The organism is Streptomyces sp. NPDC049954, from assembly GCF_040656295.1.
Lineage (GTDB): Bacteria > Actinomycetota > Actinomycetes > Streptomycetales > Streptomycetaceae > Streptomyces.
In genome coordinates this window covers 264873-281791 of the sequence record NZ_JBFALS010000003.1, presented here as the reverse complement: position 1 = coordinate 281791, position 16919 = coordinate 264873, and the positions used below count along the sequence as shown (strand labels likewise).

The 16919-nt window shown below is 73.1% G+C and carries 14 protein-coding genes; 8 read left to right on the top strand and 6 right to left on the bottom strand.

The window, feature by feature from the left end:
- Positions 1 to 16: 16 nt before the first annotated feature.
- Positions 17 to 1303, bottom strand: a complete 1287-nt coding sequence (locus AB0J21_RS07715; protein WP_363144939.1) for an FAD-dependent monooxygenase — start codon at positions 1301 to 1303, stop codon at positions 17 to 19.
- 509 nt (positions 1304 to 1812) lie between these two features.
- Here AB0J21_RS07715 and pepN point away from each other — a divergent pair.
- Together pepN and pssA are read left to right on the top strand one after the other, a co-directional pair.
- Positions 1813 to 4383 (top strand): aminopeptidase N, encoded by a 2571-nt coding sequence (pepN, locus tag AB0J21_RS07710; RefSeq protein ID WP_363144938.1) that lies wholly within the window; start codon positions 1813 to 1815, stop codon positions 4381 to 4383.
- A gap of 349 nt (positions 4384 to 4732) precedes the next feature.
- Complete coding sequence (gene pssA / locus AB0J21_RS07705) at positions 4733 to 5503, top strand: CDP-diacylglycerol--serine O-phosphatidyltransferase (RefSeq protein WP_363145211.1); 771 nt, start codon at positions 4733 to 4735, stop codon at positions 5501 to 5503.
- Positions 5504 to 5518: 15 nt separating this feature from the next.
- Here the strand turns inward: pssA and AB0J21_RS07700 are convergent, their stop codons facing one another.
- The 4 genes from AB0J21_RS07700 to AB0J21_RS07685 form a co-directional block, all read right to left on the bottom strand.
- Positions 5519 to 5932 carry a PPOX class F420-dependent oxidoreductase gene (locus AB0J21_RS07700; protein ID WP_363144937.1) on the bottom strand — a complete coding sequence of 138 codons (414 nt, stop codon included), beginning with the start codon at positions 5930 to 5932 and terminating at the stop codon, positions 5519 to 5521.
- Positions 5933 to 6381: 449 nt separating this feature from the next.
- Positions 6382 to 6630 (bottom strand): hypothetical protein, encoded by a 249-nt coding sequence (locus tag AB0J21_RS07695; RefSeq protein ID WP_363144936.1) that lies wholly within the window; start codon positions 6628 to 6630, stop codon positions 6382 to 6384.
- Positions 6631 to 6696: 66 nt separating this feature from the next.
- Positions 6697 to 8802 carry a 4-alpha-glucanotransferase gene (gene malQ, locus AB0J21_RS07690; RefSeq protein WP_363144935.1) on the bottom strand — a complete coding sequence of 702 codons (2106 nt, stop codon included), beginning with the start codon at positions 8800 to 8802 and terminating at the stop codon, positions 6697 to 6699.
- Positions 8803 to 8862: 60 nt separating this feature from the next.
- Positions 8863 to 9186, bottom strand: coding sequence for a hypothetical protein (locus AB0J21_RS07685; protein WP_363144934.1), 324 nt, complete (start codon positions 9184 to 9186; stop codon positions 8863 to 8865).
- 280 nt (positions 9187 to 9466) lie between these two features.
- Between AB0J21_RS07685 and AB0J21_RS07680 the strand changes: the two genes are divergently transcribed.
- On the top strand, positions 9467 to 10024 hold the full coding sequence (locus tag AB0J21_RS07680; RefSeq protein ID WP_363145210.1) for a Uma2 family endonuclease: 558 nt from the start codon (positions 9467 to 9469) through the stop codon (positions 10022 to 10024).
- A 78-nt stretch (positions 10025 to 10102) separates the two neighbouring features.
- On the opposite strand, the gene AB0J21_RS07675 is transcribed toward AB0J21_RS07680, so the two are convergent.
- Entirely contained in the window at positions 10103 to 10639 is a 537-nt protein-coding gene (locus AB0J21_RS07675; protein WP_363144933.1) for an HNH endonuclease, read from the bottom strand.
- Between the two features lie 282 nt (positions 10640 to 10921).
- Here AB0J21_RS07675 and AB0J21_RS07670 point away from each other — a divergent pair, with 282 nt between their 5' ends.
- The 5 genes from AB0J21_RS07670 to AB0J21_RS07650 all read left to right on the top strand — a co-directional run bounded on the left by AB0J21_RS07670 (position 10922) and on the right by AB0J21_RS07650 (position 16917).
- A complete protein-coding gene (locus AB0J21_RS07670; protein WP_363144932.1) occupies positions 10922 to 11995 on the top strand; it encodes a mechanosensitive ion channel family protein in 1074 nt (357 codons plus the stop codon).
- Positions 11996 to 12328: 333 nt separating this feature from the next.
- Positions 12329 to 13495 (top strand): ROK family transcriptional regulator, encoded by a 1167-nt coding sequence (locus tag AB0J21_RS07665; RefSeq protein ID WP_363144931.1) that lies wholly within the window; start codon positions 12329 to 12331, stop codon positions 13493 to 13495.
- Positions 13496 to 13662: 167 nt separating this feature from the next.
- The gene (locus tag AB0J21_RS07660; RefSeq protein WP_363144930.1) at positions 13663 to 15003 is read left to right on the top strand and encodes an extracellular solute-binding protein; all 1341 of its coding nucleotides are present in this window, start codon (positions 13663 to 13665) and stop codon (positions 15001 to 15003) included.
- A gap of 10 nt (positions 15004 to 15013) precedes the next feature.
- Positions 15014 to 16006 (top strand): sugar ABC transporter permease, encoded by a 993-nt coding sequence (locus AB0J21_RS07655; protein WP_363144929.1) that lies wholly within the window; start codon positions 15014 to 15016, stop codon positions 16004 to 16006.
- 2 nt (positions 16007 to 16008) lie between these two features.
- Positions 16009 to 16917, top strand: coding sequence for a carbohydrate ABC transporter permease (locus AB0J21_RS07650; protein ID WP_363144928.1), 909 nt, complete (start codon positions 16009 to 16011; stop codon positions 16915 to 16917).
- Positions 16918 to 16919 lie beyond the last annotated feature (2 nt).

The following is a 16919-nucleotide window of genomic DNA, read 5'->3' as shown; positions in this document are numbered from 1 at the left end:
CGGGGCGGTGGCGGGGTCACCACGCCCCCGCCGCCGCCTCCAGCTCCTGGTGGGTCCGCGCGAAGTCGCCCAGTTCCGCCGGGGTGAGGACGTCCTCGACGTGGTCGAAGCCGTCCGGGGCGCGGGCGGTGACCAGGTCGAAGAGGGTGTCGGCGGGCAGCGGCCCGGGCGGATGCAGGGCCAGGGCGCGGGGCAGCCGGTGGTGTTCGTACAGGCGCAGGCCCATGGCGCGGTCGGGGGTGGTGCGGGCCAGGCAGCGGGCGAGGACGGCGGCGTCCAGGACGGCCTGGCTGGTGCCGTCGAGGGCCGCCGGGAGGAAGGGGTGGGCGGCGTCGCCGAGGAGGCTCGCGGCGCCCTGGCCCCAGTGCCGCAGGGGCGGGCGCCGCACGACCGGGCTCGCGTGGATCTGCGGGGTGGAGGCGAGCAGCGCGGGCACGTCGAGGTCGCCCAGGCGCCAGCCGGTGTAGTGCGGGAGGAGGTCGGCGAGCCGTCCCTTGCGGTTCCAGTCGGCCACGCCGACGGTGCCGGGCCGCCCCGGCGGGAAGCGGACCGTGGCGCTCCAGTGCAGCAGGGCCAGTCCGCCCATTTCGGCGGTGCGGGAGACCGGCTGGACCAGGAGGCGGGCGTCGCCGCCGCCCGCGAGGGCCACGGTGCGCCCGCCGAGCACCGGACGCCAGGGGACGAGGCCGCGCCACAGCCAGGTGCCGTCCCAGCGCGGTGGGCCCTCGCCGCGGTGCAGCGCGGCGCGGACGGCGGAGCGCAGTCCGTCGGCGCCGACGAGGGCGCGGGCCCGCTCGGTGTGGTCGCGCCCGCGCACGCCGTCGCGCAGGGTGATCCGCACGGTGTGGTCGTCGGCCTCGTCGAAGCGGACGACGGAGGTGGCGGTCCGCAGGGCGTGCGGGCCGAGGCGTTCGTGCACGGCGCGCAGCAGCAGGTCCTGGAGGGCGGCGCGGTGGATGCCGTACTGCGGCACGGGGTGCCCCAGGGCGAGTCCGCGCGGTTGTGACCACAGCGGGCTGCCGTGCCGGTCGTAGTGGACGAGGACGGCGGGGGCGACCCCCAGGGCGGCGAGGTGCTCACCGAGGCCGAGGGCGGTCAGCTCGGCGACCGCGGCGGGCAGCAGGGTGACGCCGGTCCCGGCGGGCAGGGGCAGCGCGGAGGCCTCCACCAGGCTGACGGGGACCCCGGCGGCGTGCAGGCACAGCGCCGCGGTGAGGCCGCCGATGCCGGCTCCGGCCACCAGCACGTCGTGCTCCTCGCGCACGGGCACGCACCGCCTCTCGTACCGGCGCCGGGTGTTCACGGATGCCCCGGCCTCCTGCGCGCGGCCGGTGGAGGCGGGGCCGCGGCGCGCGGATCGTACCCCGGGTGGCACTGAGTGCAGAACGCACGGGACGGCCCGGAGGTGCCCGCGAGAAGGGCGCGGCGGACCGGCGCGCGAAACAGGCGTGCGGGGGCGCCTTCCGGGGGCGCGGGAAAGTCCGGAGTGCCCCGGATGGTCCGGGCCGCTCCAAGGATGGTCTGGACCACGTCAGGGATGGTCCGGACCATCTCGGGGGCGTGCGCCGGATTGTCGACTCATCGCTCCCACTCCCCCGCACGCCCCCGCGAGCCGTCCGGCGCCCCACGCCGACCGGGGGCGCCCCGCGTGGAAGGATGGGGCGGATAAACGCCCCATACGACGCCATCGACGTACCGACGTCACCACGGCGGACGGACGCCGGGGCGCGGACGCGACCGCGTCCCACCGCCCGGCGCCCCTCATGTCCTGGCGTCGGGACGCACAGACATCTACACCGAGGAGCTGACCGCGTGCCTGGCACAAATCTGACCCGTGAAGAGGCGCAGGAGCGGGCGCGTCTGCTGACGGTCGACGCGTACGAGATCGACCTGGACCTCAGCGGCGCGCAGGAGGGCGGCGTCTACCGCTCGGTGACGACCGTGCGCTTCGACTCGGCCGAGGCGGGGGCCTCGACCTTCGTCGACCTGATCGCCCCCACCGTGCACGAGGTCGTGCTGAACGGCGCCGCCAAGGACCCGGCGGAGGTCTTCGCCGACTCCCGGATCGCGCTGTCCGGACTGCTGGAGGGCCGCAACGAGCTGAAGGTCGTCGCGGACTGCGCTTACACCAACACCGGTGAAGGGCTGCACCGTTTCGTCGACCCGGTCGACAACCAGGCGTACCTGTACACCCAGTTCGAGGTGCCGGACGCGCGCCGGGTCTTCGCGAGCTTCGAGCAGCCCGACCTCAAGGCGACCTTCGCGTTCACCGTGAAGGCGCCGGCCGGCTGGACCGTGATCTCCAACTCGCCGACCCCCGAACCCACGGACGACGTCTGGACGTTCGCGCCGACCCCGCGCATCTCCTCGTACATCACGGCGCTGATCGTCGGCCCGTACCACTCGGTGCACAGCGTGTACGAGCGGGACGGGCAGCGGGTGCCGCTGGGCGTCTACTGCCGCCCCTCGCTCGCCGAACACCTCGACGCGGAGCACATCTTCGAGGTCACCCGGCAGGGCTTCGACTGGTTCCAGGAGAAGTTCGACTACGCGTACCCCTTCGAGAAGTACGACCAGCTCTTCGTCCCGGAGTTCAACGCGGGCGCGATGGAGAACGCGGGCGCGGTGACCCTGCGCGACCAGTACGTGTTCCGCTCCAAGGTGACGGACGCGGCGTACGAGCGGCGCGCGGAGACCATCCTGCACGAGCTGGCCCACATGTGGTTCGGCGACCTCGTGACCATGGAGTGGTGGAACGACCTCTGGCTCAACGAGTCCTTCGCGACGTACACCTCGGTGGCCTGCCAGGCGCACGCGGCCGGCTCGCGCTGGCCCGCCGCGTGGACCACCTTCGCCAACACGGAGAAGACCTGGGCCTACCGGCAGGACCAGCTGCCCTCCACGCACCCGATCATGGCGGACATCAAGGACCTGGACGACGTCCTCGTCAACTTCGACGGCATCACGTACGCGAAGGGCGCGAGCGTCCTCAAGCAGCTCGTGGCCTACGTCGGCATGGACGAGTTCTTCCAGGGCGTGCAGGCGTACTTCAAGCGGCACGCCTTCGGCAACACGCGCCTGACCGACCTGCTGGGCGCGCTGGAGGAGACCTCCGGGCGCGATCTGTCGACGTGGGCGCGCAAGTGGCTCCAGACGGCGGGCATCAACATCCTGCGCCCGGTGATCGACGTGGACACCGAGGGCCGCATCACCTCCTTCGCCGTCAAGCAGGAGGCGCCCGCGCTTCCGGCCGGCGCCAAGGGCGAGGCCGTGCTGCGCCCGCACCGCATCGCGATCGGCCTGTACGAGCTGCAGGGCGGCAAGCTGGTGCGCACCGACCGCGTCGAGCTGGACGTGGACGGTGAACTGACGCCCGTCGAGGCCCTGGTGGGCAAGGCGCGCCCGGCCGTCGTCCTGCTCAACGACGACGACCTGTCGTACGCCAAGGTCCGCCTGGACGAGGACTCGCTGCGCGTGGTCACCGAGCACCTCGGGGACTTCGAGGAGTCGCTGCCGCGCGCCCTGAGCTGGGCCTCGGCCTGGGACATGACGCGGGACGGCGAACTGCCCGCCCGCGACTACCTGGAGCTGGTGCTGCGCGGGGTCGGCAAGGAGACCGACATCGGTGTCGTGCAGTCGCTCCAGCGGCAGGCGAAGCTCGCCGTCGACCAGTACGCGGACCCGGCCTGGCGCGAGAGCGGCCTGACCCGGTGGACCGACGCGACCCTCGCGTACCTGCGTGCGGCGGCTCCCGGCAGCGACCACCAGCTGGCGTGGGCACGGGCGTTCGCGGCCACCGCGCGCACCCCGGAGCAGCTCGACATCCTGGTGGGCCTGCTGGAGGGCACGCAGACCATCGAGGGCCTGGCCGTCGACGCCGACCTGCGCTGGGCCTTCGTGGAGCGGCTGGCGGCCGTGGGCCGCTACGACGAGGAGGAGATCGGCTCCGAGTACGACCGGGACCGCACCGCCGCCGGTGAGCGGCACGCGGCGACGGCGCGGGCGGCGCGGCCCACCGAGGAGGCCAAGGCGGAGGCCTGGGCCTCGGTGGTCGAGTCGGACAAGCTGCCGAACGCGGTGCAGGAGGCCGTGATCGCCGGCTTCGTCCAGACCGACCAGCGCGAACTGCTCGCCCCGTTCACGGAGCGGTACTTCGCGGCCGTGGGCGAGGTGTGGAACGCGCGCTCGTACGAGATCGCGCAGCAGGTCGCGGTGGGCCTGTACCCGGCCCTCCAGGTGTCGCGGGAGACGGTCGCGGCGACCGAGGCGTGGCTCGCCTCGGCGAACCACTCGGCGGCGCTGCGGCGCCTGGTGACGGAGTCCCGGGCCGGGGTGGAGCGCGCGCTGAAGGCGCAGGCCGCGGACGCCGCCGCGGGCCGCTGACGCCTTTGTGAGAACCGGAGTTGCGGTGCCTCGTCCCCTCGTGGGAGGCATCGCGACTCCGGAGGGGGTGCCCGGAGTCCCCGGGCGCCCCCTGTCTCGCTACAGTGGCCCCTTCGCGGTGACGGGCCGTCAGGGCCCGGGCGCGTCGTCCCCCTTCGCTGACGTGCCACCCCGCCGCGGACCTCCGGCAGGCGGTCGCGCGCCGACGCCCGGCCCGAACGCCCGTCGTGCCCGGAGCACCCTCAAGTTCCCCCCAAGGAGCATGATTTTGACCGTCACCGGACCGGAGACGACCACCCCGCCCTGGGCACCGCCGAGCGAGCCGCTCGCGCCGGCGGAGCCCGAACCACTGCCCGCCCCCGAACGCCTGCGGCTGTCCCTGGCCGACGTGCTGACGCTCGGCAACGCGGTGTGCGGCTTCGCGGCGATCTACTGCGTCACGACCGCCGTCCTCATCCCGCACCTGCTCGATGGGGACACCGGGGACGGCGTGCGGCAGGGCGCGGCCTCCGCCGTCCTGTTCATCCTGCTGGGCGCGTTGTTCGACCTGTGCGACGGGATCGTGGCGCGCCGCTTCGGCGGTTCCGGGATGGGCGCCGAGCTGGACAACCTCTCGGACCTCATCAGCTTCGGTCTGGCGCCCGCCTACTTCGTCCTGGTGTGGGGGCTGGTGGGCGGCGGCGAGAACCATCTCGCGCCGGTCGTGGTCTCGGCGGTCGCGGTCCTGCTCGGCGGGGTGATGCGGCTGGCCCGGTTCTCGTGCACGACGATGCGGGACGGCGTGTTCGAGGGCATGCCGATCCCGTTCGCCGCGCTCACCGTCCTGTCGGTGGTCCTGCTCCAGCTGTCGTTCGTGGTGACGGTCCTCGCGGTGCTCGCCGTGGCCTGGCTCATGGTGAGCCGGGTCGCCTACCCGAAGCCGACCGGCCGGCTCGCGGTCGCGACCGCGCTGTGGGGCGCCGTCAACGTGGCCTGTCTGACGGCGTGGGCGCTGAACTCCCCCGGCGGCGAGGCCCTGCTGGTGACGGGCTGCGGCCTCCAGGTGGCCCTGGCGGCGGCGCTCCCGCTGGCCGCCGGGGTACGGCGGGTGTCGGGCCGGGGCCCGCTGCGCGCGGGCTGAGCGGCCCGGCCGTCCTCAACGTGCCGCGTCGCCCGTGACCTTGTCGGGCCGGATGCGCAGGACGACGCGGCGGGCCTCGGGCGGCAGGTCCAGGAACTCCTGGCCGGCCCCGGGGCCCGTGTAACGCTCGGCGAGACGGACGGCGAGCGCGCGCCCCTCGTCCTCCTCGACGCTCGCGGTGCCACGCACCTCGACGTACGAGGTCTCCGGGGCCGCCGGGTCGTACACGCACAGACTCACCCCGGGCCGCTCACGGGCGTTGCGCACCTTGAGCCGCCCCTCCTGCGAGGAGACGACGAGATCGTCCCCGTCGAGGCCGTACCAGACGACGGAACTCGCGGGCCGTCCGTCCGCCCCGGCCGTGGCGAGCACGGCGTACAGGGGCTGTTCGAGCAGGGCGCGCGCGGCGGCGCTCAGCGTGGTGGTCATGCCGGGAGGGTATCCCCGCGGGCCGGGCCGCCACAGGGGTCTTCCGCCCCCGCCGGGGAACCCCCTCGCAGGGGGTGAGTTCCGCTGAAGCACGGAGACCGGACACCGAAGAGGTCGAGGGGATCGAGGAGCTGGAACGACGGCCCGACGCAGATCGTGGCAGCCGTGTGCCTGGCTCTGAACTGCGGGCTCCACGTCGGGGCGGGCGCTGGGCGCCGAGGACGGCCGGGGCGCCTGGGCGAGCGCCGTGCTCAACGCGATCGGAGCAATGTGCCTCGCCGTGGACGCGCGGCGGCGGATGACCGGCGCATCACCCGCAGCCCCGGTGCGGAACCCGCACGCGGACGGCTGACACCGCGCCCCTGCGCGCACGCGCGCAGCCGGGCCCCCGCCGCCCGCGGTGTGTGCGTGCGGGGGCGGGGGCCCGGCCGGTAAGGCTGGGGGTGTGCTCAGGCGTGCGGCAGCTTTTCCGTCTTCTTCGTGCCGAGCGTCACGAGGCCGGCGATCACGAGGAAGGCCAGGATCGGGATGCCCACGAACAGACCGAGGGTCTGGAGCACGTTGAGGCCCGGGCCCGGGTCGTCGCCGTCGTCGCGGGTCAGGGCGAGGGCCGGAGACGTCATGGCCAGCATGAGCAGCGTCGTACCGGCCGCGAGGGCGCCGGCGCGCAGAGCGTTCTTGTCCACCTTCTTGTCCACGGGATCAACTTAACCGGGCCGCTCGCGGGCCGCGCGGGCGGGGGTCCGTACGGGGCCCGCCCGCGCTCAGCCGAGGGGACCGGACGGCGGGGCGAGGCGCAGCCCGTCGAAGAAGGCCCGCAGGCGCGGGGCGGCCGTCAGTTGTTCCAGCGTCAGGGGGCGGCCCTCGGCGTCCGACAGCGGCAGCCGCCAGTTCGGGTACTGGTCCCAGGTGCCCGGCAGGTTCTGCGGCCGGCGGTCGCCCACCGTGTCGGGCAGCCAGACGCCGGTGAGCCGGGCCGGGGTGCGCAGCAGGAAGCGGTGCACGGCGCGGATCGCGCCCTCCTCGTCGCCGGGCCCCTCGGGCAGCAGCCCGAGGGTGGAGAGCACCCCGAGCCATTCCCGCAGCTCCCCGGCGGCCTCGGCGCTCTCCTCGGCGTACGGGCGGGCCAGCAGGCCCAGGCTCTCGCGCAGCCGGACGTCCTCGCCGGTGTAGCGCGCGGCGGTGGGCGGCAGGTCGTGGGTGGTGGCGGTCGCGAGGCAGCCGGTGCGCCACTCCTCGGGGCCCAGCGGCCGGGAGCCGTCCGCCCAGTCCCGTTCGAACCAGAGCACGGAGGTGCCGAGGACGCCGCGCCGCGCGAGGGTCTCGCGGACCCCCGGGGCGACGGTGCCGAGGTCCTCGCCGATCACGAAGGAACCGGCGCGGTGCGCCTCCAGGGCGAGGACGGCGAGCATCGCCTCCGCGTCGTAGGTGACGTACGTGCCCTCGGTGGGCTCGCGGCCCTCCGGCACCCACCAGAGCCGGAACAGGCCCATGACGTGGTCGATGCGGACGGCGCCCGCGTAGCGGAACAGCGCACGCAGCAGCTCCCGGAAGGGCGCGTAGCCGGAGGCGGCGAGCCGGTCGGGGCGCCAGGGCGGCAGGCCCCAGTCCTGGCCGCGCGCGTTGAAGGCGTCGGGCGGGGCGCCCACCGACATGCCCGGGGCGAGGAAGGCGCGCTGCGCCCACGCGTCGGAGCCCTGCGGGTGGACGCCGACCGCGAGGTCGTGCACGAGGCCCACGGCCATCCCGGCGGCGCGCGCGGTGTCCTGCGCGGCGACGAGCTGTGTGTCGGTGAGCCAGGCGAGCCGCTGGTACAGCTCGACGCGCTCGCGCAGCGCGGAGCGGGCCCGGCCGGTCGCGGCGGACCGGGGGTCGTCGAGCCCCTCGGGCCAGGCGACCGGGTCCGCTCCGTGCGCCTCGGCGAGCGCGCACCAGGTGGCGTGGTCCTCCAGGGGCTGCCCCTGGGCGGCGAGGAAGGCCGCGTAGGCGCCCTGCCGGCCGGGGTCGAGCGGGACGGCGCACACCTCTTCGAGTACGGGCAGTTTGCAGGCCCACACGGCGTCGCGGTCGATGAGGGCGTCCCCGGTGAGCACGGCGGAGCGCAGCGCGGCGGCCCGCTCCAGGAGGGGCGCGACGCGCGCGCGGGCGTCCGCGTCGAGGTAGCCGTACTCGGGGACGTCCTCGACGCGCAGGTGCACCGGGTCGGGGAAGCGGCGCGAGGAGGGGCGGTACGGGGAGGGGTCGGTGGGGCTTCCGGGCACGGCCGCGTGCAGCGGGTTGACCTGGACGAAGCCGAGTCCGTACGTACGGGAGGACCAGGCGGCGAGCGCGGCGAGGTCGGCGAGGTCGCCCATGCCCCAGGAGCGGCCGGACAGCAGCGAGTAGAGCTGGACGAGCAGCCCGGTGGAGCGGCCCTCGGGCGCGGGCACGTGGTCGGGCGCGACGACGAGGTGGACCTGGGCGCCGCGCCCGTCGGGTGCGACCGCCTGGAGCCCGTGCACCCCCAGCGGCAGCGCGGGCGGCGCCTCGCCGGGGGTGACGGTCCAGGTGACCACGGAGCCCTGTTCGGTGCGGACCTCGACGCGGGTGCCCTCGGGCAGGGCGTCGAGGGCCGGCGGGGGCGCGACCGGAGCGGTGTCCGGGTCGTCGGGCGGAGTGTGCACGACGACGGTCGGCGCCAGCAGACGGCGCTCCGCCTCCCGGGCGTGCGCGGCGAGGGCGGCCGAGACCGCCTCCGGGGTGCGCGCGTCGACGCCGAGGGCGGCGAGCGCGGCGACCACGGCGGCCTCGGGGACCTCGACGGTCTCCTCGGGAGAGGGGGCGTAGGACGTGGCGACCCCGTGCAGGGCGGCGAGTCGGGCCAGTGCCATCGGTGTGTTCCGCCTGTCTGTCCGGTGTCCGGCCGGCCGGTCGGGGTGCCGTGCGGGTGGCTATACGGTCGCGTACTCGGGTTCGTAGGCCGTGCCGTTCGCGGTGGGCTCGCTGGTGAGCGGCGCGGCGTCGGGCAGGGGCGGCTCGCTCGTGAGCGGGGCCGCGTCGGCGAGCGGGGGTTCGCTGGTCAGGGGGGCTTCGAGGCACGTGCAGGAACTCGCGCCCTCCAGCCCCGCGTCGGGGTCGGACACTGCCGACAGGTCGGGCCGCCCCGCACCCTCGGACCAGCGCTGGTCCGGGAGTTCGGCGCGGACGACCGGCTGGGCCGGCAGGTCCGGGCGTTTGGACAGGGCCGAGAGCAGCAGATGAGCCGATGCGGCCACGAGGGCCTCCTTCGGTCGAGTGTGTCCGTTACACGGTCACGGCAGCCCTACCCAGCGGACCCGGAGCCAGACATTTTATTGCGGAGGACGTGCTCCGCGTCACATTTTGCGCGCCCCGGGCGCGGGCACGGGCCAACGGCGCGCCGGGCCGGGCCCCCGCGAGCCGCTGCCCTCGCCCGCCCGGAACGGGGCGCCCCCTCCCGTCTGGCGCCGCTTATCTTGAATCACGATTCCGCCGACGGCTGGAGGACCCGTGCAGGCTCCCGGTGACCGCCCCCAGATGCTCGCCTCGGAGTTCGAGGAACTCGCCCGCACAGCCGCCCGCACCGTGGAGGGGGCGAGGCTGGAGTTCATCGGCGGGCACATCGGGGGCAAGGCCCTGCCGGACGGCGATCACGGACGCATCATCCAGTGGCTGACGCGTATCTGCATGCAGCACAGGCCCGACCTGTGGCTCGACCCGGCGCAGGGGCTGGTGATCGAGACGTACCGGGAGGGGCGCGCGCGGCCGGACGGGCTGCTCGTACCCGCCGACGCCTTCGTCGGACAGGGCGAATGGGCCGACCCCTCCCCCGTCCTGATGGTCGTCGAGGTCACCTCCTACGACTCGGACACGGACCGCAGGGACCGCAAGGAGAAGCCGCGCGCCTACGCCGAGTCCGGCATCCCGGTCTACCTGCTCGTCGACCGGGACTCCCTTGAGGTCAAGGTGCACAGCCGGCCGGACGGCGCGCGGTACGAGCGCGTGGAGACGGTGCCGTTCGGGAAGTGGGTGGAGCTTCCGGAGTCGGTCGGCTTCGGCCTGGACACCGAACCGCTGAAGAACTGGGTGCGCTGACCCGGCCGGCGCGCACCCGGCCGGCCGGTGGCTTCCGGCCGCCGGCCGGCTCCGCGTACGCCCCCCGGTTGCGCCCCCTCAGGCCGAGATCCCGTCGATGCGCTCCAGGGCGTCGTCCGCGCCGAAGGGGCGCAGGTACGGCAGCCAGCGGGGGTCGCGGTGGCCGGTGCCGATGATGCGCCAGGCCAGGCCGGTGGGCGGGGCGGGGGTGTGGCGCAGGCGCCAGCCGAGTTCGACGAGGTGGCGGTCGGCCTTGGTGTGGTTGCAGCGGCGGCACGAGGCCACGACGTTGTCCCACGCGTGCAGGCCGCCCCGGCTGCGCGGGACGACGTGGTCGACGCTGGTCGCGGCGGAGCCGCAGTAGGCGCACTTCCCGCCGTCCCGGGCGAACAGCGCGCGCCGGGTGAGGGGGACGGGCCCCCGGTAGGGGACCCGCACGAACCGCTTCAGCCGGACCACGCTGGGAGCGGGCACGGTGCGGGTGGCGCTGTGCAGGTAGGAGCCGGACTCCTCCAGGCACAGGGCCTTGTTCTCCAGTACGAGCACCAGCGCGCGGCGCAGGGGGACGACGCCCAGGGGTTCGTACGACGCGTTGAGGACCAGGACATGCGGCACGTATGCCTCCTTGTACGCCGGCGGCGCGTGGCTCGCGCCGGGACGATCCGCACCAGTGTCCCCTCAACGCTGGTCGTGGCGCCACCATGAGCCGGTAACGGGCCCGGAGTGTTTTCGCCCACAGCGGGCCCCGCGCGGGGGCGCGCGGGCGGTGCGGTGCGGTGCGGTGACGCGCCGGGGGCGGGTGAGTCGCGTCTCGGCGCGGGTGAGCGCGCCGGTCGGCCCGCGCTGCCCCGTTAGTGTGGTTGGTCTGTTCTCTTCCCCCCGCATGGAGGTCCCGCCGTGTTGCCGTCCGTCCTGTCGGCCGCCGAGGAAACCCCGGAGCCGGTCACCTTCGAGGACGCCCAGGAGCGTGCCACGGACGCTGCGGGCTGGGTCCAGGAGAACTGGTCGGACTGGCTGGGGGTGGGTCTGCGGATCATCCTCGTCGTGGTGATCGCGGCGGTGCTGCGGCACGTCGTGCGCAGGACCATCACCCGGCTCATAGCGCGGATGAACCGCACCGTGCAGGCGGTGGACGGTACGGCGCTGGGCGGGCTGCTGGTCAACCAGGAGCGGCGCAGGCAGCGCTCGGAGGCCATCGGCTCGGTGCTGCGTTCGGTCGCCTCCTTCCTCATCCTGGGCACGGCCGCGCTCATGATCCTGTCGACCTTCCAGATCAACCTGGCCCCGCTGCTGGCCTCGGCGGGGGTCGCGGGCGTCGCGATCGGTTTCGGCGCCCGCAATCTCGTGACGGACTTCCTCTCCGGGGTCTTCATGATCCTGGAGGACCAGTACGGCGTCGGGGACACGATCGACGCGGGGGTGGCGAGCGGGGAGGTCATAGAGGTGGGCCTGCGGGTCACGAAGCTGCGCGGGGACAGCGGGGAGATCTGGTACATCCGCAACGGCGAGGTCAAGCGCATCGGCAACCTCAGCCAGGGCTGGGCCACGGCGGGCGTCGACGTGACGGTCCGCGCCGACGAGGACCTCGACAAGGTCGCCGCCACGCTCACCGATGTCTCCTCGGCCATGAGCAAGGAGGAGCCGTGGAACGAGCGGCTGTGGGGCCCGATCGAACTGCTCGGCCTGGAGTCGGTGCTGCTGGACTCGATGGTGGTGCGGGTCTCCGCGAAGACGATGCCGGGCAAGGCGCTCTCCGTGGAGCGTGAGCTGCGCTGGCGGATCAAGCGGGCCTTCGACGCGGCCGGTCTGCGGATCGTCGGCGGAATGCCCGTGGGGACCGACCCGGAGGCCGCCCCGGCCGATCCGACGGCCGGGATGGCGGCGCCCTCCGCGTACGCCTCGACGACCTCCCCGCAGTCCCTCGCGGCCGCGCCGATCGTGCCGCCGCCCTCCCCGCCGCTGTCCAAGTAGCCCCCGGCCGACGCCCGATGGCCGGGCGGCCCCGTCCGCCCCGGACGGCTGCCCGCCCGCCCCCGCGCCGGATGGCCGGAAGCCGCTGATACCTGCGTCACACAAGCACCTCGCCGCGACCGGCTCCCGCCCACGTCTGCGCAGGTAGCAGCCGTTTCCCGGAAAGCCCCCGCAGGCAACTCTCCCGTTGCCCGGGGGCTTTCCGGCGTTTTCCGGCCGCCCGGACTCTTGACGCGCTCTTCACACGCGTTCTACGTTCCTCCCACCGATAGGAAACCTTCCTAACAGTGTGGTCAGGAAGGTTCGGCAAGCCGAAGGACAGGTGCGTCTCGCATGGCAACGACCGCTGGAACCCCGGGTACTCCACGGGTGCTGCGCGCCATGAACGACCGGGCCGCCCTCGACCTCCTCGTCCTGCACGGTCCCCTCACCCGCACCCGGATCGGCGAGCTGACCGGCCTGTCGAAGCCGACCACCTCGCAGTTGCTGAGCCGGCTGGAGGAGGCGGGCCTGGTCCGCGCCACCGGCAGCGAGAGCGGCCGCCCCGGCCCCAACGCCCTGCTGTACGAGATAAACCCGGGCGCCGCCCACGTCGCCGCGCTCTCGGTGGGCCACACCGGGATCAGCGCCGTGGTCGCCGACATCACCGGCACCGTGGTCGGCCGCAGCCGCGTCGAGGCCGAGAGCGCCGCGCGGGGCGCGGCCCGGCCCGCGGCCCGGCTCGCCCGGGAGGCCGTCGAGGGCGCACTCGCCGAGGCGGGGCTGCCCGCCGGGCGCCTGCACCGGGCGGTCATCGGCACCCCCGGCGCCCTGGACCCGGACACCGGGGAACTGCGGTACGCCCCGCACCTGCCCGGCTGGCACTCCCGCAGCCTGCTCGCCGAACTGTCCGAGGAGATCGGCACCCCGGTCAGCATCGAGAACGACGTCAACCTCGCCGCGATGGCCGAGCAGTACGAGGGCGCGGCGCAGGACCACGACGACTTCGTCCTGGCCTGGGTGGACCGGGGGGTGGGCGCCGCGATCGTGCTGGGCGGCAACCTGCTGCGCGGGGCCACCGGTGGCGCGGGCGAGATCGGCTACATGCCGCTGCCCGGCGCCCCGCTCGCACGCGGCGGCGAGAACGCGACGGCCGGGGACGACGGGGGCGGCGGCCTCCAGTCCCTCGTGTCGGTGCCCGCGGTCCGGGCCCTGGCCGGGGGCAGGCCGCTCGCCGAGGCGCTGAGCGACCGGAGCGTGCTGGAGGAGACCGCGCGCCGCCTGGCCACCGGACTCGCCGCCGTCGTCGCCGTCGTGGACCCCGAACTCGTCGTGCTGTCCGGGCAGGTCGCCGAGGCGGGCGGCGAGGAGCTGCGCCGCCGCGTCGAGGCCGAACTCACCGGTCTCGCCCTGCCCAGGCCCCTGTTGCGGATCAGCGAGCTGGCCGGGGACCCCATCCTCGTCGGCGCGCTGCGCTCCGCGCTCACCCGGACCCGCGACACGGTCTTCGACACCCACTGACACCCGCTGACACCCACTGGCCCCCGCTGGCCCCCACTGGCCCCCGCACCTGACTCCGGTCCTCCTGCGGCCCCACAGACCCCCGCACTCCCGTATCACCGCCCCTCCCCCCCCGTCCCGTCCTACGTGGGATTCCCCGAGTCCCCCTCCCGCAAAGGAAGTCCGCCATGCCGCGTTGGCGCATACGCACCTGTATGGCCGCGTCGCTTGCCGCAGCCGGACTGCTCCTGTCCGGCTGCGCGAATCCGAGCACCGGCAGCGCAAACGACGACCCGGCCAAGCCCGTGACGCTGAAGTTCTGGCACGGCTGGTCGGCCCCCGGCGAGGTCAAGGCGATCAACGACAGCATCGCCCGCTTCGAGAAGCTGCACCCGAACATCCACGTCAGGTCGACCGGCAACGTCAGCGACGCGACGGTCAACCAGGCGCTGCGCGCGGGTGGTTCCCAGGCCCCCGACGTGGTGACCTCCTTCACCACCAACAACGTCGGCCAGTACTGCTCCTCCGGTATGTGGGCCGACCTCGACCCGTTCCTGAAGAAGAGCGGGATCGACAAGAAGAAGGTCTTCCCGAAGACCCTCCTCGACTACACCCAGTACGAGGGCACGCAGTGCGCGCTGCCGCTGCTCGCCGACGCCTACGGCATGTACTACAACAAGGACGAGTTCAGGGCGGCCGGTATCGCACGGCCCCCGCACACGATCTCCGAGATGAAGCGCGACGCGGCGAAGCTGACGCGGAAGAACGGCGACGGCACGCTCAAGCAGGTCGGTTTCATGCCGAGCTTCCGGCTCTACCAGAACAGCCCCGACCGGATGTTCGCGCAGTGGGGCCCGCAGTACTTCGGCGCGGACGGCAAGGCCAGGCTCGCCGAGGAACCGAAGACCGAGCAGTTCTACGCCGCGATGAAGGCGCTCGACGACGCGCAGGGCGGCTTCCAGAAGATGGAGCGGCTGCGCGGCACCTTCGGCGACGAGATGTCCTCGCAGAACGGCTTCCTCACCGGGAAGCTCGCGATGCACCTCGACGGTGAGTGGCGCGGCCTCATGCTGAACGAGTCGAAGGCGAAGTTCGACTGGGGCGTCGCCCCGCTCCCGGTCCCCGACGACCAGGCCGGCACCTACGGGCGCGGCTACCTCACCGGGACCGTGGCCGGCGTCGCGCACAGCAGTCAGCACCAGAACGCGGCCTTCGAACTCGTGAAGTTCCTGACCACCGACACGCGGCAGGTCGTGGCCTTCGCCAACGCGATCCACAACGTGCCCTCGACCTTCGCGGCCCTCAAGTCCCCGGACCTGGACCCCGACCCCGCGTTCCGCGCCTTCATCAGGATCGCCCAGAACCCGCACAGCCAGGCGATCCCGCCCTCGAACAACGGCGGCCAGTACATCACCTCCTTCCAGGACTTCTCGTACTCCGTGGAAGAGGGCAAGGAGCACGACCTCCACGCCGGGCTCAGGAAGCTCGACGACCAGATCGACGCCGACAACCTCCAGTCGGAAAACTGAGGAACTCCAGATGGCACTCCCCCTCCCCGGCCCGGCGAAGTCCGCCCGGCGCGCGCCGGTCAAGGACAGCGCCCCGCTGCGCCGCAAGAAGAACCGCGCCCGGCTGCGCACCCTGGGTTTCCTGTCGCCCTGGCTCATCGGCTTCTCGGTGTTCTTCGGCTATCCGCTGATCGCCACCGTCTACTTCTCGTTCATGCACTACAACCAGATCGAGACGCCCGACTTCGTGGGGCTGAAGAACTGGAAGTACGTCTTCACGCAGATGCCGCTGTTCGGCCCCGCCCTGTGGAACACGCTGTGGCTGGTCGTCGTCATGGTGGCGCTGCGGGTGGTCTTCGGCCTCGGCATCGGCCTGCTGGTCACCAGGATCAAGGCGGGTGTGGGCTTCTTCCGCACCGCGTTCTACCTGCCGTACCTGGCCCCGCCGGTGGCCGCCACCGTCGCCTTCGTCTTCCTGCTCAACCCGTCGACGGGTCCGGTCAACGAGGTCCTGTCCTGGTTCGGGATCGACGGGCCGAACTGGTTCAACGACCCGAACTGGTCCAAGCCCTCCCTGGTGATGCTCTCCGTGTGGGGCATCGGCGACCTCATGGTCATCTTCATGGCCGCCCTGCTGGACGTGCCGAAGGAGCAGTACGAGGCCGCCGAGCTGGACGGCGCCGGGGCCCTCGGCAAGTTCCGCTACGTGACCTGGCCCGCGATCACCCCGATCGTGATGTTCGCGGTCGTCACGGGCGTCGTGCAGACCATGCAGTACTACACACAGGCCCTGGTCGCGGGGAAGCTGGCCTCGGGCGTCTCGGTCGGCCCCGGCTCGGTCATCCAGCCCGGCTACCCCGACCACTCGACCCTGACGGTCCCGCAGCTCGTCTACTCCCTGGGCTTCCAGAACTTCAACACCGGTGCCGCGTGCGTGCTCTCGCTCGTACTGTTCGCCATCGCCATGGCCGTCACCCTGCTGCTGATGCGCAAGAGCACCGGCCTGCTGACGGCGGAGGACTGATCATGACCACCACCACCCTCGACGCGCCGGTCACCGCCGCGCGCCCGGCGGCCTCGGGCAGCGCCCGCGACAACGGCAGAGCGCGCCGCAAGCGGATCCTGAACTGGATCGCCGTGCACACGGTCGCCATCGCGCTGGCCCTGGTCTTCGTCCTGCCGTTCGTGTTCGTCTTCCTCACCTCGGTGATGAGCGACAGCCAGGCGATGAGCGGCAGCCTGTGGCCCACCTCCTGGCACTGGTCGAACTACGCCGACGTGTTCCACACGCCCGGCTTCCTCGACTGGTGGAAGAACTCGCTCCTGTACGCGGTGCTGGGCACCCTGTTCACGGTCTGCTCCTCGGTGCCCGTCGCCTACGCCCTCGCCAAGTTCCGCTTCCGGGGCCGCAGGACGGCGATGGTCCTGGTCATCTCCACGATGATGCTGCCGCCGCAGGTCATCGTGATCCCGATGTACCTGGTGTGGGCCCAGCAGTTCCACCTCTCGGGCACGCTGTGGCCACTGATCATCCCGATGGCCTTCGGCGACGCCTACTCGATCTTCCTGCTGCGGCAGTTCCTGCTCACCATCCCCAAGGAGTACGTCGAGTCGGCGCGCGTCGACGGCTGCGGTGAGCTGCGGACCCTCCTCAGGATCATCGTGCCGATGGCCAAGCCGGGCATCGCCGCCGTGGCCCTGTTCCAGTTCTTCTACTGCTGGAACGACTACTTCGGCCCGCAGATCTACGCCGCGCAGAACCCGGGCGCCTGGACCCTGAGCTACGGCCTGGAGTCCTTCAAGAGCGCCCACAGCGTCAACTGGAACATGACGATGGCCGCGACCCTGCTGGTCATGGCCCCCGTGGTCATCGTCTTCTTCTTCGCACAGAAGGCCTTCGTCGAAGGCGTCACTCTCACCGGAGTAAAGGGCTAGAT